General features: G+C 29.9%; 15 protein-coding genes. 5 read left to right on the top strand and 10 right to left on the bottom strand.

The genetic code is table 11. The features are described 5' to 3' along the window. The first annotated feature begins 164 nt into the window (after positions 1-164). On the top strand, positions 165-1,847 hold the full coding sequence (locus C4S76_RS01050; RefSeq protein ID WP_105191825.1) for a glutamine--tRNA ligase/YqeY domain fusion protein: 1,683 nt from the start codon (positions 165-167) through the stop codon (positions 1,845-1,847). 14 nt (positions 1,848-1,861) lie between these two features. Continuing rightward, on the top strand, positions 1,862-2,722 hold the full coding sequence (locus C4S76_RS01045) for a DUF2911 domain-containing protein (protein WP_105191823.1): 861 nt from the start codon (positions 1,862-1,864) through the stop codon (positions 2,720-2,722). A gap of 216 nt (positions 2,723-2,938) precedes the next feature. On the opposite strand, the gene C4S76_RS01040 is transcribed toward C4S76_RS01045, so the two are convergent. The 3 genes from C4S76_RS01040 to C4S76_RS01030 form a co-directional block, all read right to left on the bottom strand. After that, positions 2,939-3,160, bottom strand: a complete 222-nt coding sequence (locus tag C4S76_RS01040; RefSeq protein WP_105191821.1) for a PspC family transcriptional regulator — start codon at positions 3,158-3,160, stop codon at positions 2,939-2,941. Between the two features lie 129 nt (positions 3,161-3,289). After that, positions 3,290-9,631 (bottom strand): T9SS type B sorting domain-containing protein, encoded by a 6,342-nt coding sequence (locus C4S76_RS01035; RefSeq protein ID WP_105191819.1) that lies wholly within the window; start codon positions 9,629-9,631, stop codon positions 3,290-3,292. Positions 9,632-10,012: 381 nt separating this feature from the next. After that, entirely contained in the window at positions 10,013-12,142 is a 2,130-nt protein-coding gene (locus C4S76_RS01030; RefSeq protein WP_105191817.1) for a Tex family protein, read from the bottom strand. Between the two features lie 101 nt (positions 12,143-12,243). Between C4S76_RS01030 and rsmG the strand changes: the two genes are divergently transcribed. From rsmG to C4S76_RS01015, 3 genes are read left to right on the top strand one after another with little or no spacing between them, the layout of a single operon-like run. Next, positions 12,244-12,870 carry a 16S rRNA (guanine(527)-N(7))-methyltransferase RsmG gene (rsmG, locus tag C4S76_RS01025; RefSeq protein ID WP_105191812.1) on the top strand — a complete coding sequence of 209 codons (627 nt, stop codon included), beginning with the start codon at positions 12,244-12,246 and terminating at the stop codon, positions 12,868-12,870. Positions 12,871-12,892: 22 nt separating this feature from the next. Continuing rightward, positions 12,893-15,871 (top strand): tetratricopeptide repeat protein, encoded by a 2,979-nt coding sequence (locus tag C4S76_RS01020; RefSeq protein WP_105191810.1) that lies wholly within the window; start codon positions 12,893-12,895, stop codon positions 15,869-15,871. Between the two features lie 26 nt (positions 15,872-15,897). After that, positions 15,898-17,652, top strand: coding sequence for a TonB-dependent receptor (locus tag C4S76_RS01015; RefSeq protein WP_105191808.1), 1,755 nt, complete (start codon positions 15,898-15,900; stop codon positions 17,650-17,652). Positions 17,653-17,793: 141 nt separating this feature from the next. On the opposite strand, the gene C4S76_RS01010 is transcribed toward C4S76_RS01015, so the two are convergent. The 7 genes from C4S76_RS01010 to C4S76_RS00980 are packed head-to-tail and all read right to left on the bottom strand — an operon-like array spanning position 17,794 to position 25,844. After that, positions 17,794-18,240 (bottom strand): GatB/YqeY domain-containing protein, encoded by a 447-nt coding sequence (locus tag C4S76_RS01010; protein WP_105191806.1) that lies wholly within the window; start codon positions 18,238-18,240, stop codon positions 17,794-17,796. Between the two features lie 18 nt (positions 18,241-18,258). Then, entirely contained in the window at positions 18,259-20,097 is a 1,839-nt protein-coding gene (gene ftsZ, locus C4S76_RS01005; protein WP_105191804.1) for a cell division protein FtsZ, read from the bottom strand. A gap of 12 nt (positions 20,098-20,109) precedes the next feature. Further along, on the bottom strand, positions 20,110-21,474 hold the full coding sequence (ftsA, locus tag C4S76_RS01000; RefSeq protein ID WP_105191802.1) for a cell division protein FtsA: 1,365 nt from the start codon (positions 21,472-21,474) through the stop codon (positions 20,110-20,112). Between the two features lie 2 nt (positions 21,475-21,476). Further along, positions 21,477-22,145, bottom strand: a complete 669-nt coding sequence (locus tag C4S76_RS00995) for a cell division protein FtsQ/DivIB (RefSeq protein ID WP_146105653.1) — start codon at positions 22,143-22,145, stop codon at positions 21,477-21,479. Positions 22,146-22,188: 43 nt separating this feature from the next. Next, complete coding sequence (gene murC / locus C4S76_RS00990) at positions 22,189-23,550, bottom strand: UDP-N-acetylmuramate--L-alanine ligase (protein ID WP_105191798.1); 1,362 nt, start codon at positions 23,548-23,550, stop codon at positions 22,189-22,191. Between the two features lie 7 nt (positions 23,551-23,557). Beyond that, a complete protein-coding gene (murG, locus tag C4S76_RS00985; RefSeq protein ID WP_105191796.1) occupies positions 23,558-24,664 on the bottom strand; it encodes an undecaprenyldiphospho-muramoylpentapeptide beta-N-acetylglucosaminyltransferase in 1,107 nt (368 codons plus the stop codon). Beyond that, the gene (locus C4S76_RS00980; RefSeq protein ID WP_105191794.1) at positions 24,651-25,844 is read right to left on the bottom strand and encodes an FtsW/RodA/SpoVE family cell cycle protein; all 1,194 of its coding nucleotides are present in this window, start codon (positions 25,842-25,844) and stop codon (positions 24,651-24,653) included. Before C4S76_RS00980 ends, murG begins: the two co-directional genes overlap by 14 nt. Positions 25,845-25,854 lie beyond the last annotated feature (10 nt).

Here is a 25,854-nt window from a genome sequence, read left to right as displayed (position 1 = left end):
AAAAATAATCAATTAAATATTAAGTAAATGATTAGGATTTATTTACTAATAAAAATAAGAATAAAAAATAAAATGACAGTAATATTACGTTCTATATTAATGTTTTAAATTTATGAAATTCTTTGAAAATAACGTAAATTTGCTTGTTAATATTATTATATACCATGCAAGAAGAAGAAAAAAAATCACTTAATTTTTTAGAACAAATAATAGAAGAAGACTTAAGTGAGGGTTTTCCACAAGATAAATTAAGATTTAGATTTCCTCCAGAACCTAATGGGTATTTACATATTGGTCATACCAAAGCTATATGGATAAATTTTGGATTAGGAGAAAAATATAAAGCACCGGTTAATTTGCGTTTTGATGATACAAACCCCGAAAAAGAGGAACAGGAGTATGTAGATGCTATAAAAAGAGATGTAGAATGGTTGGGATATAAGTGGGATAAGATATGTTATGCTTCAGATTATTTTCAAAAGTTATATGATTGGGCAGAAAAATTAATTTCAGAAGGAAAAGCATATGTAGATGATCAAACTTCTGAAGAAATTAATGCTCAAAGAAAATCACCTTTTGAAAATGGTATTGAAAGTCCTTTCAGAAATAGAAGTGTAGAAGAAAATCTTCTTTTGTTTAGGCGAATGAAAGCCGGTGATTTTGAAGAAGGGACTCATGTTTTACGGGCAAAAATAGATATGAAGTCTGCAAATATGAATATGAGGGACCCAGTTATGTATAGAATATTAAAAAAGCCACACCATAGGACCGGAGAAGAATGGTCTATTTATCCTATGTATGATTGGACACATGGAGAATCCGATTATATTGAGCAAGTATCACATTCTTTATGTTCTTTAGAGTTTGAAAATCACAGACCACTTTATGAATGGTATCTAAATCAGGTATATAAAAAAAATACAACCAAAAGTAAACAAAGAGAATTTGCTCGATTAAATGTTAGTTATACAATTACAAGTAAAAGGAAGCTATTAAAATTAGTAGAAGGGAAATATGTCACAGGGTGGGATGATCCGCGAATGCCTACCGTTTCCGGTATGAGAAGAAGAGGATATACCCCGGAAGCAATTAAAAACTTTTTAGAAAGGGTAGGAGTTGCTAAAAGAGAGAATCTAATAGATGTTTCCCTTTTAGAATTTACGGTAAGAGATCATTTAAATAAAATTGCACCAAGAGTAATGGCGGTTCTTAATCCAGTTAAATTGGTTATTATCAATTTAAATGAAGACAATGAAGAATGGGTTTCGTTAGAAAATAATCCTGAAGATCCAAATTCAGGAGAAAGAAATGTACCCTTTTCTAAAGAAATATATATTGAAAGAGAAGATTTTATGGAAGAAGCTCCTAAAAAATTTTTCCGTTTAACTTTAGGGGGAGAAGTAAGATTAAAAGGGGCCTATATAATCAAAGCAGAATCTGTGCAAAAAGATGAGCATGGGAATATCCAAACCATCTATTGTACCTATGATAAAGAAAGCAAAAGTGGAAGTGGATCAGAAGCAAGTATGAGGAAAGTAAAAGGTACTTTACATTGGGTGTCTGTAAGACATGCCTTGCCTATAGAAGTAAGGATATATGATCGATTATTTATTGATGAGTCTCCAGATAGTCATGAAGATGATTTTTTGGAATATTTAAATCCTGAATCCTTAAATATTATTAAGGGTTTTGCAGAACCAAGTTTAAGCGAATCAAAAGTTGGAGATAAGTTTCAGTTTCAAAGGATAGGTTACTTTGCTGTTGATAAAGATTCTAAAGAAAATAAGTTAATTTTTAACAGAACTGTAACTTTAAAAGATACATGGGCAAAAATTAATAATAAATAAAAACCTATAACAAGATGAAAAAATTACTTTTAACAGGAGTCATGATGGTCTTTCTATCAATAGGGAAAGCCCAAGAAGTAAAGATTCCGGCAGCTAGTTTGAAATCTAAGATTGAACAGATGGTCGGACTTACGGATATAGAGTTAGAATATTCTAGACCCAATAAAAAGGGAAGAGTAATTTTTGGAGGTTTGGTTCCTTACAATGAGCTATGGAGAACCGGAGCAAATGAAAATACTACAATTAAGTTAGGGGATGATGTCGAGATTAATGGAAAAACTCTTCCCAAAGGGAAATATGCTATATATACCATTCCTAATATTGATAAGTGGGAAATAATTTTTTATTCGGATTCAGATAATTGGGGTACACCTAAGGAATGGAATGAGTCGAAAGTAGCGCTTAGAACTTTAGTCCCTGTTCAAAATTTACCCGCATCGATAGAAACATTTATTATAGGTATCAATAATCTTTCAGATAATTCAGGACATTTACAGCTAGCTTGGGATCAAACCTTAATAGATTTAAAATTTAACGTACCCACACAAAAAATTGCTAATGCAAGTATAGAAGGGATTTTGGCTAATCCCAAAGCAGATGCTAATGCATATTATGCTTCTGCAAACTATTATCTTCAATCTGGAGGAGATATGAAAAAAGCATTAAATTGGATCAACAGAGCGATAGATTTAAAACAAGGAGATTCTCCCTATTGGTTTTACAGAACCAAATCTTTAATTCAAGCAAAATTAGGGAATATTAAAGAAGCAATAGAATCTGCAGAAAAATCTTTAGATGGGGCTATAAAAGTAGGTAATAAAGAATATATAAAAATAAATACAGATGCGATTAAAGAATGGAAAAAAGTATTGTAATTAAATTCTTCACGTAGTGAAATATAATGTATGAAATATTTTAAGAGCTGTTATAGTACCTAATATAACAGCTCTTAATTTTATTTAATGATAAAATAATCGTGTAGTTTTTATATAAAATAAGAAAATATTTCTACAAAAATATAAGGGAAATTAATAAAAAAGAATATTTCAAATTTTTTAAGATGAAATAAATAAATTGAAATTTTAAACCATTTATAAGTCAAAAACAGATGGTCGTTTAGTTATAAAACTATCTTTAATCCATAAAAAAAATGCCCCTATGAGATAAAAGGCAAAAATTCCACCTAATGTTATAAATGAAAGATAAATAAATAACAGCCTCAATTTAGAAGCTCTTACTCCAAATTTTTCAGAAACTCTGGAGATTACTTCGAAGCCATTAGCTTCAAGCACTGTGCGTAAACGTTCAATCATTTTGAAAAAAAATAATTAAAACAAATTTAATGATAATTTATTAATTTATTGAAAAATTAATATTAAATAAAACAAGCCATATAATTTTATAAAAATTGATTTATATGGCTTGTTTTAAATAAAGATTATTTATCTGTAACTTTCATCATAATTTCTAAGTAAAATCCAACCGGTAAACTTTCTTCCATCAGCAATTGTAATAATATACCAATAGGAGGTGGTAGGCAGGTTACGTCCTAAATATTTTCCATCCCATAAGAAACAATTATCAGATTGTTGTTCAAAAACCTTTTTACCATATCGGTCAAAGATCTTAATTTGAGAAGGGGAGTTAAAAAGATTTAATCCACAAAGTTTCCAGGAATCATTATACCCATCCCCATTAGGGGTAATCGCATTAGGAACTTTAAAAATTATTCCTTTAGAGGTAATAGCTTCGCATCCGTTAGCTTTAGAACGTACATAAAAAGTATATATACCCGGTTCTAAATTATTAAAAGTATTACTAGTCTGCCAGTTGATATTGTCTATGGAATATTCTAAAGGCTGAGGTCCTTTAGCTATAACTGTAATATAATTATCACCAGCTTTAAGCTCTAAGATAACCGGGTCTTCCAAATGTTTTGCTTCAACCTTAAAAACGACAGAACAAGTTAAGTTATAATTTAAGTATTTAGTAACTTTTAATGAATATACTCCTATATCTTTAACTGAGAAATATCTATCCGTACTTATAACTCTACCGTTTAAAGACCATTCCCATTCATCAAAATTTCCTCCGTTAAGTTTTAAACTGTCAATTCTAGGACAGAGATAAATGAATTTTGGTAAAGGATTATCAGGGTAGTAGGTTTTTAATTTAATTTTAGCTAAGGAAGGACATTTTTTTCCTACAGGATTTAATTCGTCTAATCTTACATAGACATAATCAACTTTAGGATTTAAATTTTGATAGGAACTAAAATTAGTTTGTTCATTTTGTTGTTTCTGGGCATCTTCTAAAGAAGAAAAGTAAGAAAACTTAACATTTGTTTCAGAAAGAGAATTAATTATATCAGCATTTACCAGCGATAAATCAAAAGAAGTGTATCCGTCATTATCTCCATCACAAGCTTCTAATTCTACTTCTTTGTTAATTAAAGAAATTTTAGGATTTGTAGTAATTATAATAGTATTTACATTTATACATCCGGTTATTTTATCTACAACTCTTACAAAAATATTGGTATCAAAGGAATTAATAATATATTTTTGATTTTTAGGCAATTCAGCATTATTTTTCCAAGCATCTTCTTTTGTAAGAAAATATGAGAGGTTATAATTAGTAGGAGTATCTATAAAACCTATATGATCTAACTGATCAGGAATAATATAGAAAATATCGTCCAAATCATCATCACAAATAGGCATAGTAAACGGTCTAGGTTCGGGTGCTTTAAGTTTATTCATAGTGATCTTATTAATCCTAAAGCAACCTTTAGTTCTGCTTTCAAACCGTACATAAATAGTTGTGTTACCCAATACAGGCAAATAGTTTGTAATAGCTGCAGTAGGAGTATCTAAATCGCCTAAAGGAGCTACTCCTGTTTCTGCATCTGTAAGATTTGTATAGAAAGTAACATGCAGGTCATTAAGTTGGTTTGGATACAGATTTGTTTGCATAGAGCTGATTTTTGAAGTCAGGTCTATACGGGTATCATTGCCTGTACCATTTTCAAATTGACAAATATTGCCTATGTCATAATCCTTTGTACGAATGCTTGGATATACGTTAAGGTTTATTACAGCAATACTATCACAATATCTATCTGCCGAAATTCTTACATATACTTTATCATTATATTTTACAGTATTTTCATAATTGGTAAGTTCTTGTTCATCAATAGGATTTTTGTTATTTTGGGCGTCATCTTCTGTTTTAAAATATTTAAATTTTGTATTATTATCCGGGAGATATTTCGCCCAAATATCTTCCACCGATTTTAGATTAAATAAACTCTTTCCGTCATCATATCCCGGTTCGGTATTTTCATCACATTTATCTAGATTTATTCCAGTTTTATTGATAGGATCTTTTTTATCGATAGGAACTTTTTTATTGACTAGAAAGGATATTCCTACGATAGAATAACATCCGGTGTTATCATTTTTATCGATTCTTGCATATATAATATAGAAGTTAGGGTCAGATCCATTTCCGTGGGTAAGATTGTTTTCAGAAAAGGTAAAATTTGTTTTATTTAATAAATCATTGGGATCTTGGTTTTTGGCTCCTGTAATAGTTGAGTAATATGTAAAAGGATACAGGCTGTTTATAGTAGTAAGTGTTTCCCCAGGAATTATTCTTTCTCTATATTCATCCAGATCAGGAATAACAAATTTACCATCTATATGCCCATCACTTTCATCACAGATTTCCGGGAATATATCTTGAGCTTTAGGAGAACTATAAAGGGTAACATTTAATTTTTTAATAATGTAACACTTGTTGATTGAATCACTTCTAAGTATAAATTTTACCCAAATCTGACTGGCAGGGGTTATTATATAATTATTAATCTCAGTATCAGGAATTTCATTAATGCCATCTACTGCATTTTTTCTTGAAGTATAATAAGTAATTTTAAAATCCTTTGCATTAGATTTATTATTATCAATCATTTTTGGAGGATATTCTTCAAGGTTAATTTCTTTAGACATTTCCCCCGCAACACAAGATATAATTTCACCATCTTTTATTTCCCCTTTATCTTTAAAAGGATTTAAGGCATCTATTGTAAAGGATTTGATTGAAAAACAGCCAAAATTTTTGTCTTTAACTCTTGCCCATATAGTTTTCGGAAAAGAATTGATAATATAAGCAGATGATTTAGCATCTATATCATTTTTAGCATCTTCTTCAGTATCATAATAACTAAAGTTATAGCCGGAGATGTTATAAGATAAATCCAATATTTTAGTTCTATAATCATCAAGATTTACAATTTCTTTGGTCTCTCCATTTTCATTTCCAGTATTATTATTACAAATAAAGAAGGAAAGAGGAGAGCTATTTAATTTAGGAGATTCTTTTAAATCAAATTCTATTTTGGTAATAATAGGGCAATCTCCTGTATTTTTTAATATTCTTACCCAAATGAAATTGGTAGGCGTGACAGTAAATGTTGTAAGGGAAGCAGTAGTATTATTTGTTGCCTCTTCCTCTGTGGCAAAAAACTTATATGTGGTTGTTGGAGGACCTGTTAATCCCGGATTTACAGAAATAAACTGATCCTGTATAAACTGAGTAGTTACAGTTTCTTTTTTATCGTTTTCACTATCACAAATATTAATAGTTTGGTTAATAATGTCAAGAGGAAATATAAATGTAATTTTTAAAGGTATAACTTTTACACATTGGGTTTTTTTATCATATACCCGCATATAAATAATGTGCTCATTATTAACACTATTATAGATTAGAGGATTTCCATCATAAACTCTTCCTCCTAAAAGGGTTCCATTATCGCCATTCAAGGCTCCTTTTTCAGTACTATAAAAAGAAATAACAGAATTAGAGTCCTTACTAATGATGAATTGATTTAAATCAATTTTTCTATTTTTATCATTTTTATTAGCACAAGGAAAAAGCTCTGCATTATACTCTGGTAATGATATAGAAGTTTTTGAAAATTCAAATTTTATTTCTACAAATATAGGGCATTCATCTTGTATTTCTAAACGGGCCCAAACAGACATTGGAGAAGTGTTTACTTCAAAATTTTCAATATTTGTGATATATTGATATGGGTAATTGACGCTGGCACTTTCTATAGTATTATAGTAACGAATGGGGGTTTTTAATTTTGCTAATTGTGCGGGACTAAGTAAAGCTTTTAAATCTTCTTCATAGTTAGTTTTGTTTAGAATATTTATTATTTCTTTATTATTATTATCAAAATCACAAACCTCATAGGGACCTATAATTTTTTGATTTATAGGGGAGAGAATAAAATGGATTTCATGTTCATAAATACAACCAAAAAATTTTAGATAGACATAAATAGTTTTTTTTTCAAATTGTACAACTTCAGTTTCATTAATATAATTTTCTAGAGTGTTGTCTAATTTATAGTCAAGAAGGTCTTGTTTACTTTTAAAAAATAAAATATTTGTGGCCCTATTTGAATAGTATGAATTAATAATATTTTTGTATTTATTATAAAATGAAACTTTTTCCTTTCCTAGCCCATCAATATAAGTATCACAAATGAAAAATACGTCCGGATCTATTTCTGATTTTGCAGAGGCAAAAACCGGAAATTTGACAGATGTTTCTACTCCGTTGGATTTTATTTTATAAACAGCCTTTATGTTTCTGGCACTAGGAACAGATACAACATAGGTATAAGGAGGAGTTTTAGTTATTAATTCATTTGTTTTAAGATCATAAAAACCAACAATATCTATTTTATCCAGAATTAGTCCGGGAGGCAAATAATATCTTAGATAATTTTTATCTAATCTAACAGTATAGGAGGTTTTGTCAGCATTACATAAATTAAGTCCACCGCCACCGCCACCGCCAGCACCACCATCATCTATATCATCGCTGCATTTTACAGGTTTAAATTTTATTTGACTATAACTTTCGCAATAATCTTTTGAAGTGGCTTTCACGTATATAGTGGCACTTAATGTTATGGTAGCAGATTTAGGATCACTAATCTTATACCAGTAAGAATAGCTAGGATCCGTAAAATATTCAAAAGTAAGTCCATTGGTAGGAAAATTAATTAATTGAGATTCATGTTGGGTCAAATCATATTTAATGGTTTGGCCTTCAATTACATCGCATATCTCGAATTCCTCTTTAGGTATATTTAATCTTATAGTCTTCTTTAATTTTATTTTAAAGGGGACGATAGTGAAACATGACGGATCATTATAATTGCTATTCCAAACTCTTAAATAAAAAGTTTTTGTGGCATCAGGTTCACCATTTACATCTAAATTAAAAGAATTTTCATTAATTTCTCCTATTCCGTTTTGGGCATCGCTCAAAGAAGTAAACACTTTGTGATAAGTACCCGATAAACCTTTGAAATTATAATTTTTTATTTTAATTATTTTTTTACCACCATTATCCGGATCACATTCTTCGAAATATTGATTTTCCGGGACAACAGGTTTCTTATTTAATTTTAAATTAATTTTACCTATTGTATAACAAACTCCCTTTTTCAATACCTTTACATATATAGTCTTATCATTAGAGTAAACATAGTTCTTCGGGTTGTTAATCGGGTTAATAGGAACAGAATTTGCATCTAAATTTTCGAAATAAGTAAATATTAATGATTGGTCTGGATTTATTTCTGATTGATAACCAGTCAAATCTATAGTATAATTTTTACCGCTATCTAAACAGAAAGCTTGCGTAGTAATTTCTTTGACCTTAGGAAAGTTATTTGAAAATTTAACGTCTATATCTTCTTTTATCGTAAAGGGAGAACATAAATTGTAAGTTACTTCAACAGAATATTTACCATCTTCTGCAGGTTGTACAATAATTGTTTTTTTATTTCGGGTTCCTGAAATTTCAAATCCATTATATTTCCATACTATGGTTATATCTGTATTACCATTAGGAGTAAACCTCCAGCCCTCATTATGAGCTTCCCAGTTTCCGCTATTTCTGCCGGGAGCAATAATACCATTACTGGAATCATAATTGGTTAGCCCTACAATTGCATTTTTTCTGTAAGCATTGTCCTCATTAAAAATAGGATTAGTGCTTTCATTTTTATATCGGTCTTTTATATAAACATCAATGATATTAGTTGTTTCATAGAGTATGATTTGAGAGGTAGAATTTTTGTTAGGCATAGGATAGCCATATTGGGGGATATTGTTATAATTAATGATTACTTTTCGGTTAGGATATGTGCCTTCTACCCGATATCTAACCTCATTTATATTTAACATATCATGAAAGACGCCAAAAATTGAATTTTTAGGAAGTCCACTGATTAAGGTATTAACTGGAGCATAGGGACATTCATCTTTTGCCAATTTTGTGTTAAAACTAACGACCCCGTTATCACTAATGATAATTGAATTATATTTATTACCATAAAAACAGAAGTCAAAAGGAAGTGAAATAATATTGCTGAATGTATCATCTTGTTTTCCATTATCTCTTTTTATAGTTACTAAATTTCCATCTTTAAAATCTCCTATTGGCTTATATGGAACAGACTCAACATTATAAGTGTTAGGTTGTTTTATTTCAGGAAATTCTGTTATTAATTGGATTTTTTTTCCGGGTAAAAAATTATAATCACAATTAATGTTTATAATCTTAGTATTATTATTATGATCTTTTAATTTTACTTCAGGGATTAAGGCAGATTGAGAGAATAAATAATTAAAGCCTAATAGTATGAGAGTGAAATAAAGAAAAAATAATTTAAATTTTTGTAATTTCATTTCTATTATAATATTATACGAGATTTTTATTTGTGTAAAAAGGCTAAAAATGGTAAAACTATAAGCAAATATAGGATAAAAAATTATATTTTGCTACTAATAATTTCAATTAAAAAGGTTTGTTGTTTTTTCATTTTTTGTCAAAATTAATAATTTTTGTTTCATTAGTTGATTATAATAGTTTCGATATTAGATATAAATTCGTTATGAATAGGCTAAATATGCAAATTTTTCTTCATTATTAATTAAAAAAATAAATTATAAATTTTATATTGTTACTGAAAAGTCAATTCCTGTGTTTCAGATTTCTGAAAAGATAAAAATGAAGATTTTTTTTGTATAGAGCATTATCATAAATAATAAAAAATAAGTCTGTTTAGATTATTCTATCATGGAAAGTTGTATTCTTTTTCTTTCTTTTTCAATATTAATGATTTTAGCTTCAATTATTTGATGAAGCGTTACTACAGAATTAATATCAGAAATGAATTCTTTATGGATTTGTGAAATATGTATGAACCCATTTTCTTTAATCCCAATATCCACAAAACAGCCAAAATTAGTTATATTATTGATGATTCCTCGAACCTTCATTCCTATTTTAAGGTCGCTTATAGATTTCAAAGAAGGATCAAAACTAAAGAACTGAGTTTGTTTACGTGGGTCTAATCCGGGTTTTTCAAGTTCTTGTAAAATATCTTCTAAGGTAGGAAGTCCCACTTCTGAATTTAAATATGTATGAATATTAATTTTTTGTATATTTTCTTTATTCTGTATAAGATCTTTTATGGTAATTCCCAAATCATGAGCCATTCTATTAACCAATTTATAATTTTCAGGATGAACAGCTGAGTTATCCAAAGGGTTTTCCGCAAATGGGATTCTCAAAAAAGCAGAGGCTTGCTGAAAAATTTTTTCTCCTAGTCTGGGAACTTTTTTAAGATCTTCTCTTGAAGAGAACAATCCATGTTCTGCGCGGTAATTTATAATATTTTCCGCCATTTTTTCTCCTATTCCCGATACATATGAAAGTAGTGATTTACTTGCAGTATTTAAGTTTACGCCTACATTATTTACACAAGAGGAAACTACAAGATCCAGTTCTTTTTTTAGTAGGGTTTGATCTACGTCATGTTGATATTGTCCTACTCCTATAGATTTTGGATCAATTTTAACAAGTTCTGCTAACGGATCAGAAAGTCTTCTTCCAATAGATACCGCACCTCTAACCGTAACATCGTACGCAGAAAATTCTTCTCTGGCAATTTTTGAGGCAGAATATACAGATGCTCCTGCTTCATTAACTACAAAAACCTTAATGGGGCGTTCAAAGGCAATAGATTGGATTAAATGCTCTGTTTCTCTAGATGCAGTACCATTTCCTATAGAAATTGCTTCTATTTTATAGGCATTAATTAAAGATTTTATTTTTCTAACGGCTTCTTTAGTTTCTCTTTGTGGGGAATGGGGATATAAGGTGTCATTATGTAATAATTTACCTTGTTCATCTAAACAAACTATTTTGCATCCTGATTTATAGCCCGGGTCTATAGCAAGTATTCTTTTTTCTCCTAAAGGCGGTTGTAACAATAATTGTTTTAAATTGGAAGAAAATACATTAATGGCTGTAAGGTCGGCATTTAATTTGGCTTTTTGGAAAATCTCGTTACTTAGTGCAGGTTCTAATAAACGTGTAAATGAATCTTTAATTGCAATTTTAATTTGCTCTATAATTTTTTCCTGATTTGTTTTTAAAACAATTTCTTCCATAATTTTCAATGCATCATTGGTATTAACTTTTATTTTTAATCTTAAAAATCCGTCTTTTTCCCCACGTGTCATTGCTAATATTCGATGAGAAGGAGAGTTTTTTAATATTTCAGAAAAACTAAAATAATTAGAAAATTTTTGTGCATCGGCTTCATTTTCTTTTGAAATTATAATTTTAGATTCAATATGAGCAGTCTTATGGAAAAAATTACGAAGCTTATTCCGAATCCATTCATTTTCATTCAACCATTCTGCAATTATATAACGGGCTCCTTGTAATGCTTCATTACCGGTAGAAACATTCTTTGATACATATCTTTTCGCTAAAGCCTCCAAATCTGGAATGCTGTGCTGTTTCATAAGAATTTTAGCTAATGGTAATAGCCCGTTTTCCTTGGCTGTATCGGCTTTGGTTTTTCTTTTCTTTTTAAAAGGCAGGTAAAAATCTTCCAATAAGGTAAGATTATAACATGTTTCAATTTTAGTTTTTAGTTCATATGTAAGTTTTCCTTGTTCTTCAATACTTTTTAGAATATAGTCTTTCCTTTTTAAAATATCCTCATAATCTGATTTTAATTGAGCAATTTGAGCAATTTGTACTTCATTCATATTACCGGTTGTCTCTTTCCTATATCTAGCAATAAAAGGAATAGTACAGTCATCTTGTAACAATTTTATGGTATTTTCGATTTCTTTTTCTGGTAAATGGGTTTGTTTTTGAATAAAAGTAACTATATTCATCTAATAAAAATTTATTAAAGCAAAGTTAAAATTAATAATAACATTCTTTTATTATCATCCTCAATACTAATAAAATTCATAATTTTACATATGTATAATCGATAAATATGGAGATACTTAAGAAATATTTTCCAGAACTTACTCAAGATCAGGAAATGAAATTCAGTAAACTTCCGGAGGTTTACATGCAATGGAATGAAAAAATTAATGTTATATCCAGAAAAGATATAGACTCGTTATTAGAAAAACATGTCTTACATTCATTAGGAATTGCAAAGGTATTTTTATTTCCTCCTCATTCAAAAGTCATGGATGTAGGTACAGGTGGGGGCTTTCCTGGAATTCCCTTGGCTATACTTTATCCTGAAGTTGATTTTTTGTTGGTAGATTCCATTGGGAAGAAAATTAAAGTGGTAGAAGAAGTAGTAAAACTTTTGGGTCTTACTAATGTTCGAACTCTTCATAAAAGAGCAGAAGAAGTTCCGGAAAAATTTAATTATATAGTTAGCCGTGCTGTAACTCAAATGCCTGTATTTATGAGTTGGATAAAAGATAAATTTTTGACGTCTCATAATGAAATAAAAAATAACGGAGTTTTATATTTAAAAGGAGGAGATTTATCTGAAGAACTTAAAAAATTTCCTTCTGCAAAGCTCTATTCTTTAAAAGATTTTTTTGAAGAAGATTTTTTTAAAACCAAAAGTGTTGTATATATAGAAAAAACCTAAATGTAAATTTTTAAGCAATTAAATGTATAAAAATATTAAATGGACTATAATTCCAGTATTAGGAGTTAATTTATTAGTAAATGCTCAACTATCAGAAATATATTATGATAAAAATTATCAGATTAATACTGCAAAAGATCTGTATAATCAGGAAGCATATAGAGGAACCCAATATATAGTAAATGATTTGATTAATTTTAACCATTTAGAGTCGTATCAACAGGAAATTGCCAGCTTTTATGATGCGTTAATAGGGCTTATATTGCAAGATGAAGGTGCAGAAAATAATTATAATGCTTTTGTTGTAAAGTATCCGCAGAGTGCTATGGTCGAAAGTTCACATTTACAATTAGGGAATTATTATTTATCCCGTCAAAATTATGATCTAGCAGAAGAAGAACTTTCACAAGTAAATATTGAAAAATTACCTAGTGGCAAAAGAGCAGATCAATATATAAAGTTAGGATATGCTCAATTTATGATGCAGGATTTTGAAAATGCTGAAAAAAGTTTACAAAAGGGTAGAACAACGGGGAAATATAAAAAACAGATTACTTATTTATTAGGACATATAGCTTATGCAAATGGAGAGTATGCAGAAGCTAAAGAAAAGTTTTCATCATTGGTAGAGGATCCTGAATTTACAGAAAAAGTAAGGCCCTATTTAGTACAAATTTATTTTAATGATGGAGAATATGATTTAGCTATTAGTAATGGAAAATCTTTGTTAAAGCAAAATAAACATCCAGAAATAGCATTGGAAATCTCGAAAATTATAGGGGAAAGTGAATTTAGAAAACAAAATTATACAGAAGCAGAACCTTATCTTAAAACTTATATTCAAAAAGCACAAAATCCGACATTAGCAGATTATTATCAAATGGGTTATGTACTGTATCAAGAAAATAAGTATGAAGAAGCAGTAAACTATTTTAATAAAATAATTGTCGGAGATATTTCTCCTATTTCTCAAAATGCCTATTATCAATTAGGAAATTCGTATTTAAAAATCGGAAAGAAAAAAGAAGCTCTAACAGCTTTTAAAGCTGCTTCTGAAATGGATTTTGATAAAACCATTCAGGAGAATGCGTATTTGAATTATGCAAAACTAAGTTATGAGGTAGGAAATCCTTATACTTCCGTATCTCGTGTATTAAATGAATATTTGAAGACATATCCACGTTCTGAATATAAACAAGAAATAAGGGAATTATTAATAAAGTCCTATATTAATTCAGGGAATTTTGCAGAAGCCTCTCAATTATTAGATCAAATACCCGATAAATCTCCTCAGTTACTTATTAAAGAACAAGAGGTTTCTTATGCCTATGGAGTTCAGTTATATAATCAGGGAGAAATAGAAGCTGCTTCCCATCAGTTTGAAAAAGCAAAAAAACTTAAAAATAATTCACAATATTATCTTCGTTCTCTTTATTGGAATGCAGATTGTCAATATCTATTAGGAAATTATCTGGTAGCAATAGAGAATCTGAATTCTTTACAGAAGTCGGGAGTCAATATTCCCGAGTCACAGCAAATACCTTATCAAAAAGGATATGCATATTTAAAATTGAAAAAATTTACAGATGCCGGACAGTCTTTTGAAGAATATCTAAAAAATCCTAAATCAGGGTATAAATCAGATGCGGAATTGCGTTTGGCCGATGCCTATTTAGGAAGTAATAATTTAGATCGTGCTGTGGATTTTTATGATAAAGTAGCTTCCTTACAAGATCAGGATGGAGAATATTCGCAATATCAAAAAGCTTTAGTTTATGGCCTTAAAAATGATCAAAAAAATAAAATTATAGAATTAGAAAAATTTGTAAAAAAATATCCCCAAAGCGAAAATATTGTAAATGCTTACTTTGAATTAGGATTAGCTTATGCCGAAACGGAAAATTACACTAAGTCTGATTTAAATTTTCAGAAAGTAATAGATACATCTAAAAATAATGATATGGTTGCAAGATCATATCTTAGTAAAGCAGATAATTCTTACAGTCAAAAAGAATATCAGCGGGCAATCAATGAGTATGGGTACATAGCTGACCAATACCCTCAAACTGACTACGCTTTACAGGCGGTGAATGGAGCCAAATCTGCTTTTATAGAAGGCGGGAGAGTTAAAGAATATGAAATATGGGCAAAAAAGAAAGGATATAGCATTAATAGTTCAGATGCAGAGGAATTAGCGTTTTTAGCTGCAGAAAAAGATTATTTAGAAAAAAAATATACATCAGCAGCACAGGAATTTAAATTGTTTTTGAGTAACTATGCTCACACAAACAGACAAACAACAGCAAAGTATTATTTAGGAGATAGTTATTTCCAGCTTAAACAATATGATCAGGCGATAGAAGTTTTAAAACCTGTAGCCAGTTCACCCAACGAATATCAAGAAGATGCCTTATATCGTTTATCAAAAATTTACTTAAAACAAGAAAAAGAAAATGATGCACGTTTGGCTTTAGAAGCTTTATATAAAATAACTTCCAACGAAGGATATAAATCTTTTGTAGAATTAGAGCTTATGTATATCTATTCTGAGGAAAAAGAGTATTCTAAAGCAAATGATATGGCTATAAAGGTTCTTGCAAATTCAAAAAATCCCGAAAACGTAAAAGAGCAAGCATCTTTAATAAAAGCTCGGGGATTATATTTCTCTGGCAAATTAAAAGAAGCCAGAAATATGTTTGCAAATTTGGAAAAGTCAACCCACAACTCCGTAAAGGCTGAAGCACTTTATTATAATGCTCTCTTTAAAAGTAAAGATAAAAAATATGATGCAAGTAATACCGTAATATATACTTTGACTTCCCAATATTCTGACCAGCAGTACTGGGGAGCCAAAGCCTTACTTATTATGAGTGATAATTATTATAATTTAAAAGATAATTATCAGGCAAGCTATATCTTAGAACAGATAATAGCCAATTATAAAGAATATCCAGATTTAGTTTCAGAAGCACAAAATTCATTAAGTAAAATAAAAAAATAAATGAATTTAATATAGATTTTAATCCTATGAATACTCAAAATAAAATATATTTTTTAACTTTTCTTTTAATTATTTCTACACAAGGATATGCTCAATTACATGAAGAAGTACTAAATGTTGGGAAAAAGAAAAATCCTGAAGTCAATGTGAAAAATATTCAGAAAATAAAAAATAATCCGGAAAGATACCCTCCTATTTCAGAACAACCATCTTTAGATAAAAAAGAGGATACCTTAACTTATTCTATTATTAATATTCCTGCAGTTTCAGATTTTCAAACCACTCAACTTCCTCCACAGCCTTTGAATTCAGATTTTAATGAATCCTATAAAGATAATTATTTAAAAATGGGTTATGGAAACCGAAATACACTATTAGCAGATGCCTATTATAATTATCCTATAGAAAATAATAGAGTGGGAATTAAGTTTTCTGCACTCTCCACAGACGGACCTAAAAATCAATATGATTGGAAAACAGCTTCTTCCCATATTAACACAGAAGCATTTTATTTATTAAAATTAAAAACAGGGAAGTTACATTTAGCAGGAAATTATACTTATAACGGATCTAATTATTATGGAATTAATGCTCCGGAAATATTTGCTACACCAGGAATGAAACTTAAACAAAATACAAATCAATTGTCTTTTAAATCAGATTATGATTTGTATTCTAATAATTATTTGGACAAGGCTTCCTTACAGGCAGGATATTGGTGGGATAAGTTTGATTCTAAGGAATCCTTTGTTGATATAAAAGCTCAATTAGCAAAAAGTAATGAAAATGCTTCTTTGTTAATTGGTGGATTAAATTTTGCAGTCGAAGCAGATGTTTTATTTAATTACACAGATACTCAATTTGGATTAGCCACAAAAAATAAATACTCATACATTACAGCAGGATTTTCTCCGGTTTTAAAAATATCAAGTCAGGGGTCTTACTTCCAAATTGGAGCTAATATGATTTATAATGGAGAACTAAAAAATAATAATAGCAAATTCTTTTTTCACCCCAAAGCAGAATTTTTATTTCATGCAGCAAAAGAAATTAGTGTATTTGCCGGTTTAAATGGTGGATTAAAACTTCATAATATGGCAGAGTTATCAGTGGAAAATCCTTATTTATTATCAAATCAGGTTTTAAAGCCAACTAATACTTTATATAAAATTTATGCAGGAATGAAAGGCGATGTAGGCGAAGGTTTTAAATATGAAGCAGAAGCTTCTTTCACCAAAGTTGAAGATTTTTGGGTTTATATGAAAAATTCAGTTGATTTAGTACAATCTTCGGAGTCTCTTACTTCTTATAACCGATCAAATACTTTTAATGTAGCATATGATGACGGTAATATTTTTACTATAAAAGGTTCCTTACAATATTTTTATAATGGAGATCTTAATTTAGGCATAGAAGGGGAATATAATCATTATGATTTAGATAAACTAAAAGAAGCTTATCATTTACCAAATTTTAAAATAGGTTTAGACGGAAATTATAAAGCAATAGATGATAAACTTAGATTAAGTGCTAAACTATTTTTTACAGGAGAAAGAAAAAGTAATTATTTATATTATGATCCGCAAACACTATCAGTTAATGAAGGAATTGCAAAATTAGATAGCTATTTTGATTTAAATCTTTCAGCATCTTATCAATTATTAAATAATCTCTCCCTATATGTAAACGGGAACAACTTATTTGGTAAACACTATGAAAGATTTCAAGGATATAAAGTTTTAGGAACTCAGATTTTGGGTGGCTTTATATTTAAGTTTTAGATATTTCCTATTATTTCCCTAATTAAACAATTTCAGAAATCATCTCAATTAATATTTTAATAAAAAAAATAAAAAAGTAAAAAAAGACTATTGATATTCAATAGTCTTTTTTAGTAAAATGTTTTTATTTAAAAGGTAAATTTAAGAAAGTAATTTTTTAACATTTTCAGATATAACTTTACCCTCTGCCTTACCTTGTAATTTTTTAGTAGCAATTCCCATTACTTTTCCGAGGTCTTTAATGTCTTTAGCTCCAGTTTCTTCTATAATTTTTTTAAGTTCAGATATTAATTCATCAGTGGTAAGTTGTTGTGGGAGGAATTGTTCTATAACTTTTGATTGGGCTAATTCATTTTGAGCAAGTTCTTCCCGGTTGTTAGCTTTAAATTGTTCATAGGCTTCCTTTCTTTGTTTAACAAGCCTCTGTAATAAAGCTATTTCTTGCTCTTCAGCTATTTGATCAGTTTTACCATCTGTTTTAAGTAATAGTAATTGTGATTTTATAGCCCTGAGAGATTCCAAAGCTACTTTATCTTTATTTTTCATGGCAACCTTTATGGCGTCCATTATTTTATTTTCTAAGTTCATATTTATTTTTTGTTTTTCCTAATCTACATTATCATGAAAAAAATTATTGGGACGAATTTGAATTTCGTTTGATTTTTTATTGAAATATACATTAGATTCATTATCTGCATTTTTTTTCTCATCCAAATCTACTCCTTGTCTTAAATAAGCAGGTATTTTTTCTACTTCGTCAACATTTTGTTTAGAGAGGTTCTGGAATTTACTATTCAATTTTTTAAGTCTTTCCCGCCTTTCTTTTATTTTCTTTTCCATTAAATCATTCAATGCTTCTATATTCTCTTCATTTATTTCAGAAGTAGTAATATTAATATCCGGAGGAATTGTATTTTTTTCATATTTAAAAATATCTTCCTCTGAGGAAACGGGATTTTTTTCTGTAGAAGAGTTTTCATCTGTAACCGTTACTTTTTGAGTAAAATTATCTATTTCATCTAAATTAAAAATAGAGGTTTGGTTTACTGCAATTTCTTTTTCTGATTTTATTTCCTCTTGTAAAGGATCTTCCTTAGAAACAAATGATTTTGCGTGATTTTCTGTTTCTTGATTAATTCTATCTTTTTTAATTAAAGTAATTTCTTCATCCAATTCTATTTTAGACGTGATTTGTTCCGGTTTATTGGATATTCCATAAGATATAATTTCTTCCTCCTCTTCTAAAGTTATTATTTTTTGAGGTGTTATGGGTTGGGAATGAAATTCTTTTTTATCTTCCGCTTCGGGTTGTAAGGTAAAAGAAGTTATTTGTGGTTCTTCATTATCTTTTTCCCTAGTAATAGTAGAAGCAGTTTTTCCTCCTATATTCATTGTATTAGGAAAAACAGGTTCATCACTTAAGGTATGGATAATTTTTTCTTTCTCTTTACCACTATTTCTTTCATCATCTATAGGAAATCCTGTGGCAATAACCGTTACACTTATATTTTCTCCTAAATTTTCATCTTCTCCAATTCCCATAATAATATTAGTATTATTACCAGATTCGGATTGAATATGATCATTGATTATACCTATTTCATCCACTGTAATTTCATCATCACCGGATACAATTAATAAGAGTACGTTTTTAGCTCCGGAAATTTTATTGTCATTAAGCAATGGAGAATCTAAAGCAGCCATAATAGCATCTTGAGCTTTGTTAGGTCCTGAAGCTATGGAAGAGCCCATTATTGCTGTTCCACTATCTGCAAGAACTGTCCGTGCGTCTCTTAGGTCAATGTTAATGGAATAATTTTTTGTAATTACTTCTGCTATTCCTTTAGCAGCGGTACTTAGCACTTCATTAGATTTTGAAAATCCAGATTTATATCCTAAATTTCCATATAGTTCCCTTAATTTATCATTTTTTACAACGATCAGAGAATCAACATTTCTTCGAATTTTTTCTAATCCCTTTTCAGCTTGTTCAAGGCGAGATTTACCTTCAAAAGAAAAAGGAATAGTTACAATACCTACGGTTAATATACCCATTTCTTTAGCTATTCCGGCTATTATTGGAGCTGCTCCTGTACCAGTTCCACCTCCCATTCCGGCGGTTATAAATACCATTTTGGTATCTTCTCCTAATGCACTTTTTATATCGTCTATACTTTCAAGGGCGGCTTGTTCTCCTATTTCCGGATTTGCCCCTGCTCCTAATCCCTCTGTAATCGTGGTTCCTAGTTGTATTTTGTTAGGGATTGGATTATTTACTAAGGCTTGAGCATCCGTATTACAAATAATAAAATCAACTCCGGTAATTCCTTGATCATACATATAGCCCACAGCATTATTACCTCCTCCACCTACGCCAATGACTTTTATGGCAGAGGGTCTGTTTTTAGGTAATTCAAAAAATAATTTATTGTTAGTATTATCCATCGTTTTTAGATTTTATTCAGTATCGTTAATGTATTTTATAAATTTTTCTTGAAAGGTTGAAAAAATTGACTTTTTCTTTTCTTTATTAGGTTTTGATACAACCTTTTCTTCTTTTTTTATCTTTGTCACTTTTTTGTTAGATTCTTGAATTACAGATTGTTGAGGGGTTTCCTCATCAGAATGAATAACTTTTTCCTTTTTTTCTGGTTCTATTTGGAGATTGTCGAGACCGGTCATTAATAGTCCAATTGCAGTAGCATATTCAGGACTCGCCAATTCTCCAGGCTGACCACTGGCTAGGTGTTCATTGCAATAGCCAATGCGTACATCCATACCTGTAGTATATTCTGTAAGTTGTCTAAGATGTTTTAGTTTTGCGCCACCACCAGTCATTACAATTCCAGCAATAAGTTTCTTTTTTTGTTCTTCACAACCATAGTTTCGTAATTCTAGATAAGCTAAAGAAATAATTTCTTCAATTCTGGCATGAATAATTTGAGAAAGCTTTTTTACTGTAATTTCTTTAGGATCTCTTCCATGTAATCCGGGAATGCTTATAACTTCAATTTCTTTGTTTTCAGAAGGCCATGCAGAACCATATTTTACTTTTAGAATTTCTGCTTGTCTTTCAATAATAGAACATCCGGTTTTAATGTCATCTGTAATTACGTTTCCTCCAAATGGAATTACAGCAGTATGGCGAATGATGTTGTCTTTAAATATTGCTATATCTGTAGTACCCCCTCCTATATCAATAAGGGCTACACCAGCTTCTTTTTCTTCTTGGCTCAGAACGGCATCAGAGGAAGCTAGGGGCTCTAAAGTAATTCCAATTAAGTTAAGACCAGCTTCTTTTACACACCTTGCAATATTTCTAATAAGAGATATTTGACCTACCACCACATGGAAGTTTGCTTCCAGTCTGCTTCCATGAAACCCTCTGGGTTCAATAATTTCTGTTTGAGAGTCCACTTTATATTCTTGAGGAAGAACATGAATAATCTCTTCACCAGGAAGCATAACCAGTTTATGTACTTGTTCTTTTAAACGCTCTAAATCGGTATCATCAATGACATCTTCAAAATTAGGACGAGAAATATAATCACTATGTTGTAGGCTACGTATATGTTGTCCGGCAATTCCTACGGTTACATCTTTTATTTTATAATTGGCCGCTTTTTCAGCTTCAGCAACAGCTTTTTTTATAGAGTCTATGGTTTGGGTTATATTATTTACCACACCTCGGTGAACGCCTAAACTTTTCGCTCTCCCCATACCCAATATCTCCAATTTCCCGTGTTCGTTTCGTTGACCAACAATAGCTACAATTTTAGTTGTACCTATATCGAGACCTACTGCGATTTTATTATTGTTCATAATTATCTTTTTGTTGCAACTATTTGATTTTCATACTTTAAACTTATTTTTTTATAAGCATCAAAACCTATGAAATCTAAATATTGTTTATAAAATTCTTTAAGATTGGTAAGTTTCTGACGATTATTTTCAATTTCTCCATATTCAATATAGGTACCTTCTATATTAAGAAGGAAGTTATAAGAATTTCCTTTATCTTTTTCTATGCCTATAATGTGATTTTTTAACAAATTATCAACAGAAATTAATTTACATAATTTTGCTATATCCTTGTATTCATTTTTCTGTATATCCCCTCCAACTAACATGCAGGGGAAAGAAAAATCTAAAGACAAAGGAAATTTATTTCCTTCGTTGTCCAGATAAAATTCTTCTTTTGGAGTTTTTACTCTTGCTATGGGAATTCTTTGTGATATAGTTACATTTATTTCCCCGTTTAAATTTATATAGACGTTGCTTTTAGATATAAAAGGATTGGAATGTAATATTTCTTCTGTTTTTATAATATTTATATCCTCTATTTTTTCTGCTTTTATTCCATTTTTAGATGATTGATTTATTACATTAATTACTTTTTTATCTGTAATAAAATGAATTTTATCTGAATTTTCTATATATATATCCATTTTATCAATAGGTCTGTTATTATGTCTTTTAATGGCAAAATTCATTAAAAACCCTAATAAAAAAATTAATAATGATATTTTTAAAAATCTATATTTCAGCTTCATGTAACCACTCTATTAAAGGTTCGTATAATGTATCTATATTTCCTGCACCTACAGTTAGTAGAATGTCAAATTCTTTTGATTTTATTAATTTCAATGCTTTACCCAGTGAAGTAATATTCTTGTTAGGATTAGGTATTTTTTGAGCTAACCATTCGGAAGTGATACCCTCTATTGGTAATTCACGAGCTGGATAGATATCCAATAAAATCAGTTCATCGGTTTTGTTTAAACTCCGGGCAAAATCCTCTGCAAAATCCCGAGTTCTTGTATATAAATGTGGTTGAAACACAGTTAATAATTTTTTTTCGGGATAAAGATCTCTTACTGCATTAATAGCAGCGTTGAGTTCAGTAGGATGATGTGCATAATCATCTATATATACTTTTCCATTTGTAAAGGTTTGCTTAGTAAATCTTCTTTTTACACCTTTAAAAGAAGCAAGAGCCCGACGTAAAATTTCTGGATCAATTCCTATTTTCAGCCCTATACTTAATGCAGCTACTGCATTTTCTACATTATGTTTTCCTGGTAGATGCAGGGTTAAATGTTTTATAGATATTTCTGGTGTAATCAAATCAAATTCGACTGTATCTTTTACGACTTGTATATTTTTTGCATAATAATCTGCTTTTTCATAAGCGGAATATGTATAATGTTTGGCTTTTATCGTTACTCCTTTCTTTACCAATAGAAATCCTGTTTCAGGAACTAAATTTGCAAATTCATTAAAGGAATTTAATACATGTTTAGTATCTCCGTAAATATCTAAATGGTCAGCATCTGTAGAGGTAATTACAGCCATGTCCGGATATAAAGATAAGAAAGAACGGTCGAATTCATCTGCTTCAACTACTGATATTTGATTTCCATTATAGATAAAATTGGTATTATAATTTACGGAAATTCCACCTAAGAAAGCAGTTGCCGGTAAATTTGCATATTTGCATAAATATCCAAGTAGTGTGCTTGTGGTAGTTTTTCCATGAGTTCCAGCAATTGCAAGACATTGTGTGGTTTGGGTAATTAATCCTAAAACCTTTGATCTTTTTAAAAGCTGATATCCTGATTTTTGAAAATATTTTTTTATATTGGAGTCTTTAGGTATAGCCGGCGTATAAATTACTAAAGTATTATCAGGATTTAGATTTGTTGGAATCTCAGATATTTCATCTTTATAGGTAATTACTATTTTTTCTTCAGTTAATTTTTGGGTAAGTTGAGTAGAGGTTTTGTCGTAACCATATATTTGAGCTCCTGAAAATTTAAAATAACGGGCTAGGGCACTCATACCGATTCCACCGATTCCTATAAAATAATAATATGTATAAGAATGAATATCTTTCATTTATTACTTAATTTAATTTTAGTTTTTTTATAATATGATTTACTATATTCTGTGTAGCATTAGGTTTAGCTAATTTTATAATGTTTTGTTTCAATGTTTTACGTAATTCTTCGTCCTGAATCAGTTTTGAGAGTTCAGGAAGTAACTTGTTGGAAACCTCAGTATCTTTTACCATTAAAGCAGACTTGTGATTTACCAATTGCTGTGCATTTTTGGTTTGATGATCCTCAGCAGCATAAGGAAATGGAATGAGCACAGTAGGTTTACCTGCTACACATAGTTCCGATATAGCTATTGCTCCGGCCCTTGATATAATAATATCTGAAGCTGTATAGGCTGTAGCCATGTCTTTTATAAATTCTGAAATGTATATGTCAGGATTTTTACTAATATCGTTATTTATAAGTTCTTGATAATCTAATTTTCCTGTTTGCCAAATTAATTGAATGTTTTGTGAATTTATAATGTTTTGAGCGTTTTGTTTCCAAAAATTGTTTATAGTTCGAGAGCCTAAAGATCCTCCGACGGAAAGAATAATAAGTTTTGAGGGATCTAATCCTAATTCTTTTTTTGCCTCTTCTTGAGAAATGATTTTTTCAAATAATGATTTCCTTACAGGATTTCCGGTATTATAAATTTTTTCTTTAGGAAAAAATTTTTCCATTCCTTCATAAGCAACATAAATTTCTTCGGCTTTATGACAAAGTTTTTTGTTTGTAATTCCGGGAAATGAATTTTGTTCTTGTATAAAGGTTGGTATGCCCATTTTAGAAGCAGCATAGAGAGCTGGTCCAGAGGCAAATCCACCAGTACCTATAACTGCATCAGGCCTAAATTTTGAAATTATTTTTTTGGATTTTTTTAAACTGGAAATTAATTTAAATGGAAATTTCAGATTGGATAAGATGGATGATCTTGAAATTCCTGATATCCAAAGACCTTCAATTTTATAACCGGATTGGGGAACTTTTTCCATTTCCATTTTATCTTTTGCACCGATAAATAAAAATTCAGCATTAGGAAAACGAGATTTTAATTCATCTGCAATAGCTATAGCCGGAAAAATGTGACCCCCTGTGCCACCACCACTAATTATAAATTTAGGCGATTTCATAATTTGTTTTATCTTTTATATTGTTTTCATTATGAGGTACATCTTTGGGTTTTATATCTCTGCTTACACTAATGATGATTCCTAATGCCATATAAGTTACCCACATAGAAGTACCTCCATAGCTAAGTATGGGTAATGGTTGACCTGTTACCGGAATTAAGTTTACAGCTACAGCCATATTGGAAAATGCCTGAAATATTATCGGTAATCCTACTCCTACTACTAAAAGAGTACCAAATATACTTTCTATTCTTGTGGCTATTACTATAATTCTCCACAATATGAGTAAATATAAGAAAAAGCAAATAGCTACTCCTGCATATCCGTATTCTTCTACAATTATTGCAAATATAAAGTCAGAGGAAGATTGAGGTAAAGATTGTTTAAAGGCACTTTTACCGGGACCTCTCGGAATAATTCCTCCTTGTATGATGGCTGCTTTAGCTTGCTGTACCTGATAGCTTTCATTTTTATCATTTCCAAAAAAATTTTCTATCCTGCTTTTCCAGGTATATACACGGTTGCTAGGGAATAATTCAGGATATTTAAGGATTATTGTAATAAAGATTGCAACTATTAAAATTCCCGTACCAACTATACCTAAAATTATTTTTATGGGATATCCGCCAATAAATAATAAAGCTAAAACCATTAAAAATATTATGATTGCCGTAGAACCGTTTGCAGGAAAAATAAGTCCGACGACAAGAAAAATTGGTAATAAAACGGGTAAAAAACTATTATTGAGTGTTATAATTTTATTTTTGTTTCTGTCTAAATAACGGGCAACATAGATCATTAAGATTAAAGAAGCAAATACTGAGGTCTGGAATGCAAAGGGAACACCAGGTAATTTTAACCATCTTGCAGCATTCGCTCCATCTATATTTTGACCTTGTATAAGAGTAAGAATTAAAAGAAATATAACTAATGGGAGTAAAAGCTTTGAGAATCCACCAATATATTTATAATCTATTTTTTGAAATATAAATACAATGCCTAATCCTATGATAATAAAACCGGCATGTTTAGCGAAATGACCTAATACAGACCCTTGTCCCACTACATACTGCAGGTTGGAGCTTGCAGAATATACTGGTAGGAAAGAGGCTAATGAAATTAGGAATATAGAGGCCCAAAGTGTAGCATCTCCTTTAAAGTATTCTTTTAATTTTCGCATTTACCGTTAT

The organism is Apibacter adventoris (assembly GCF_002964965.1).
GTDB lineage: Bacteria > Bacteroidota > Bacteroidia > Flavobacteriales > Weeksellaceae > Apibacter > Apibacter adventoris.
The sequence above is the reverse complement of the archived record's forward strand: the minus strand, read 5'-3'. Positions and strand labels throughout refer to the sequence as shown.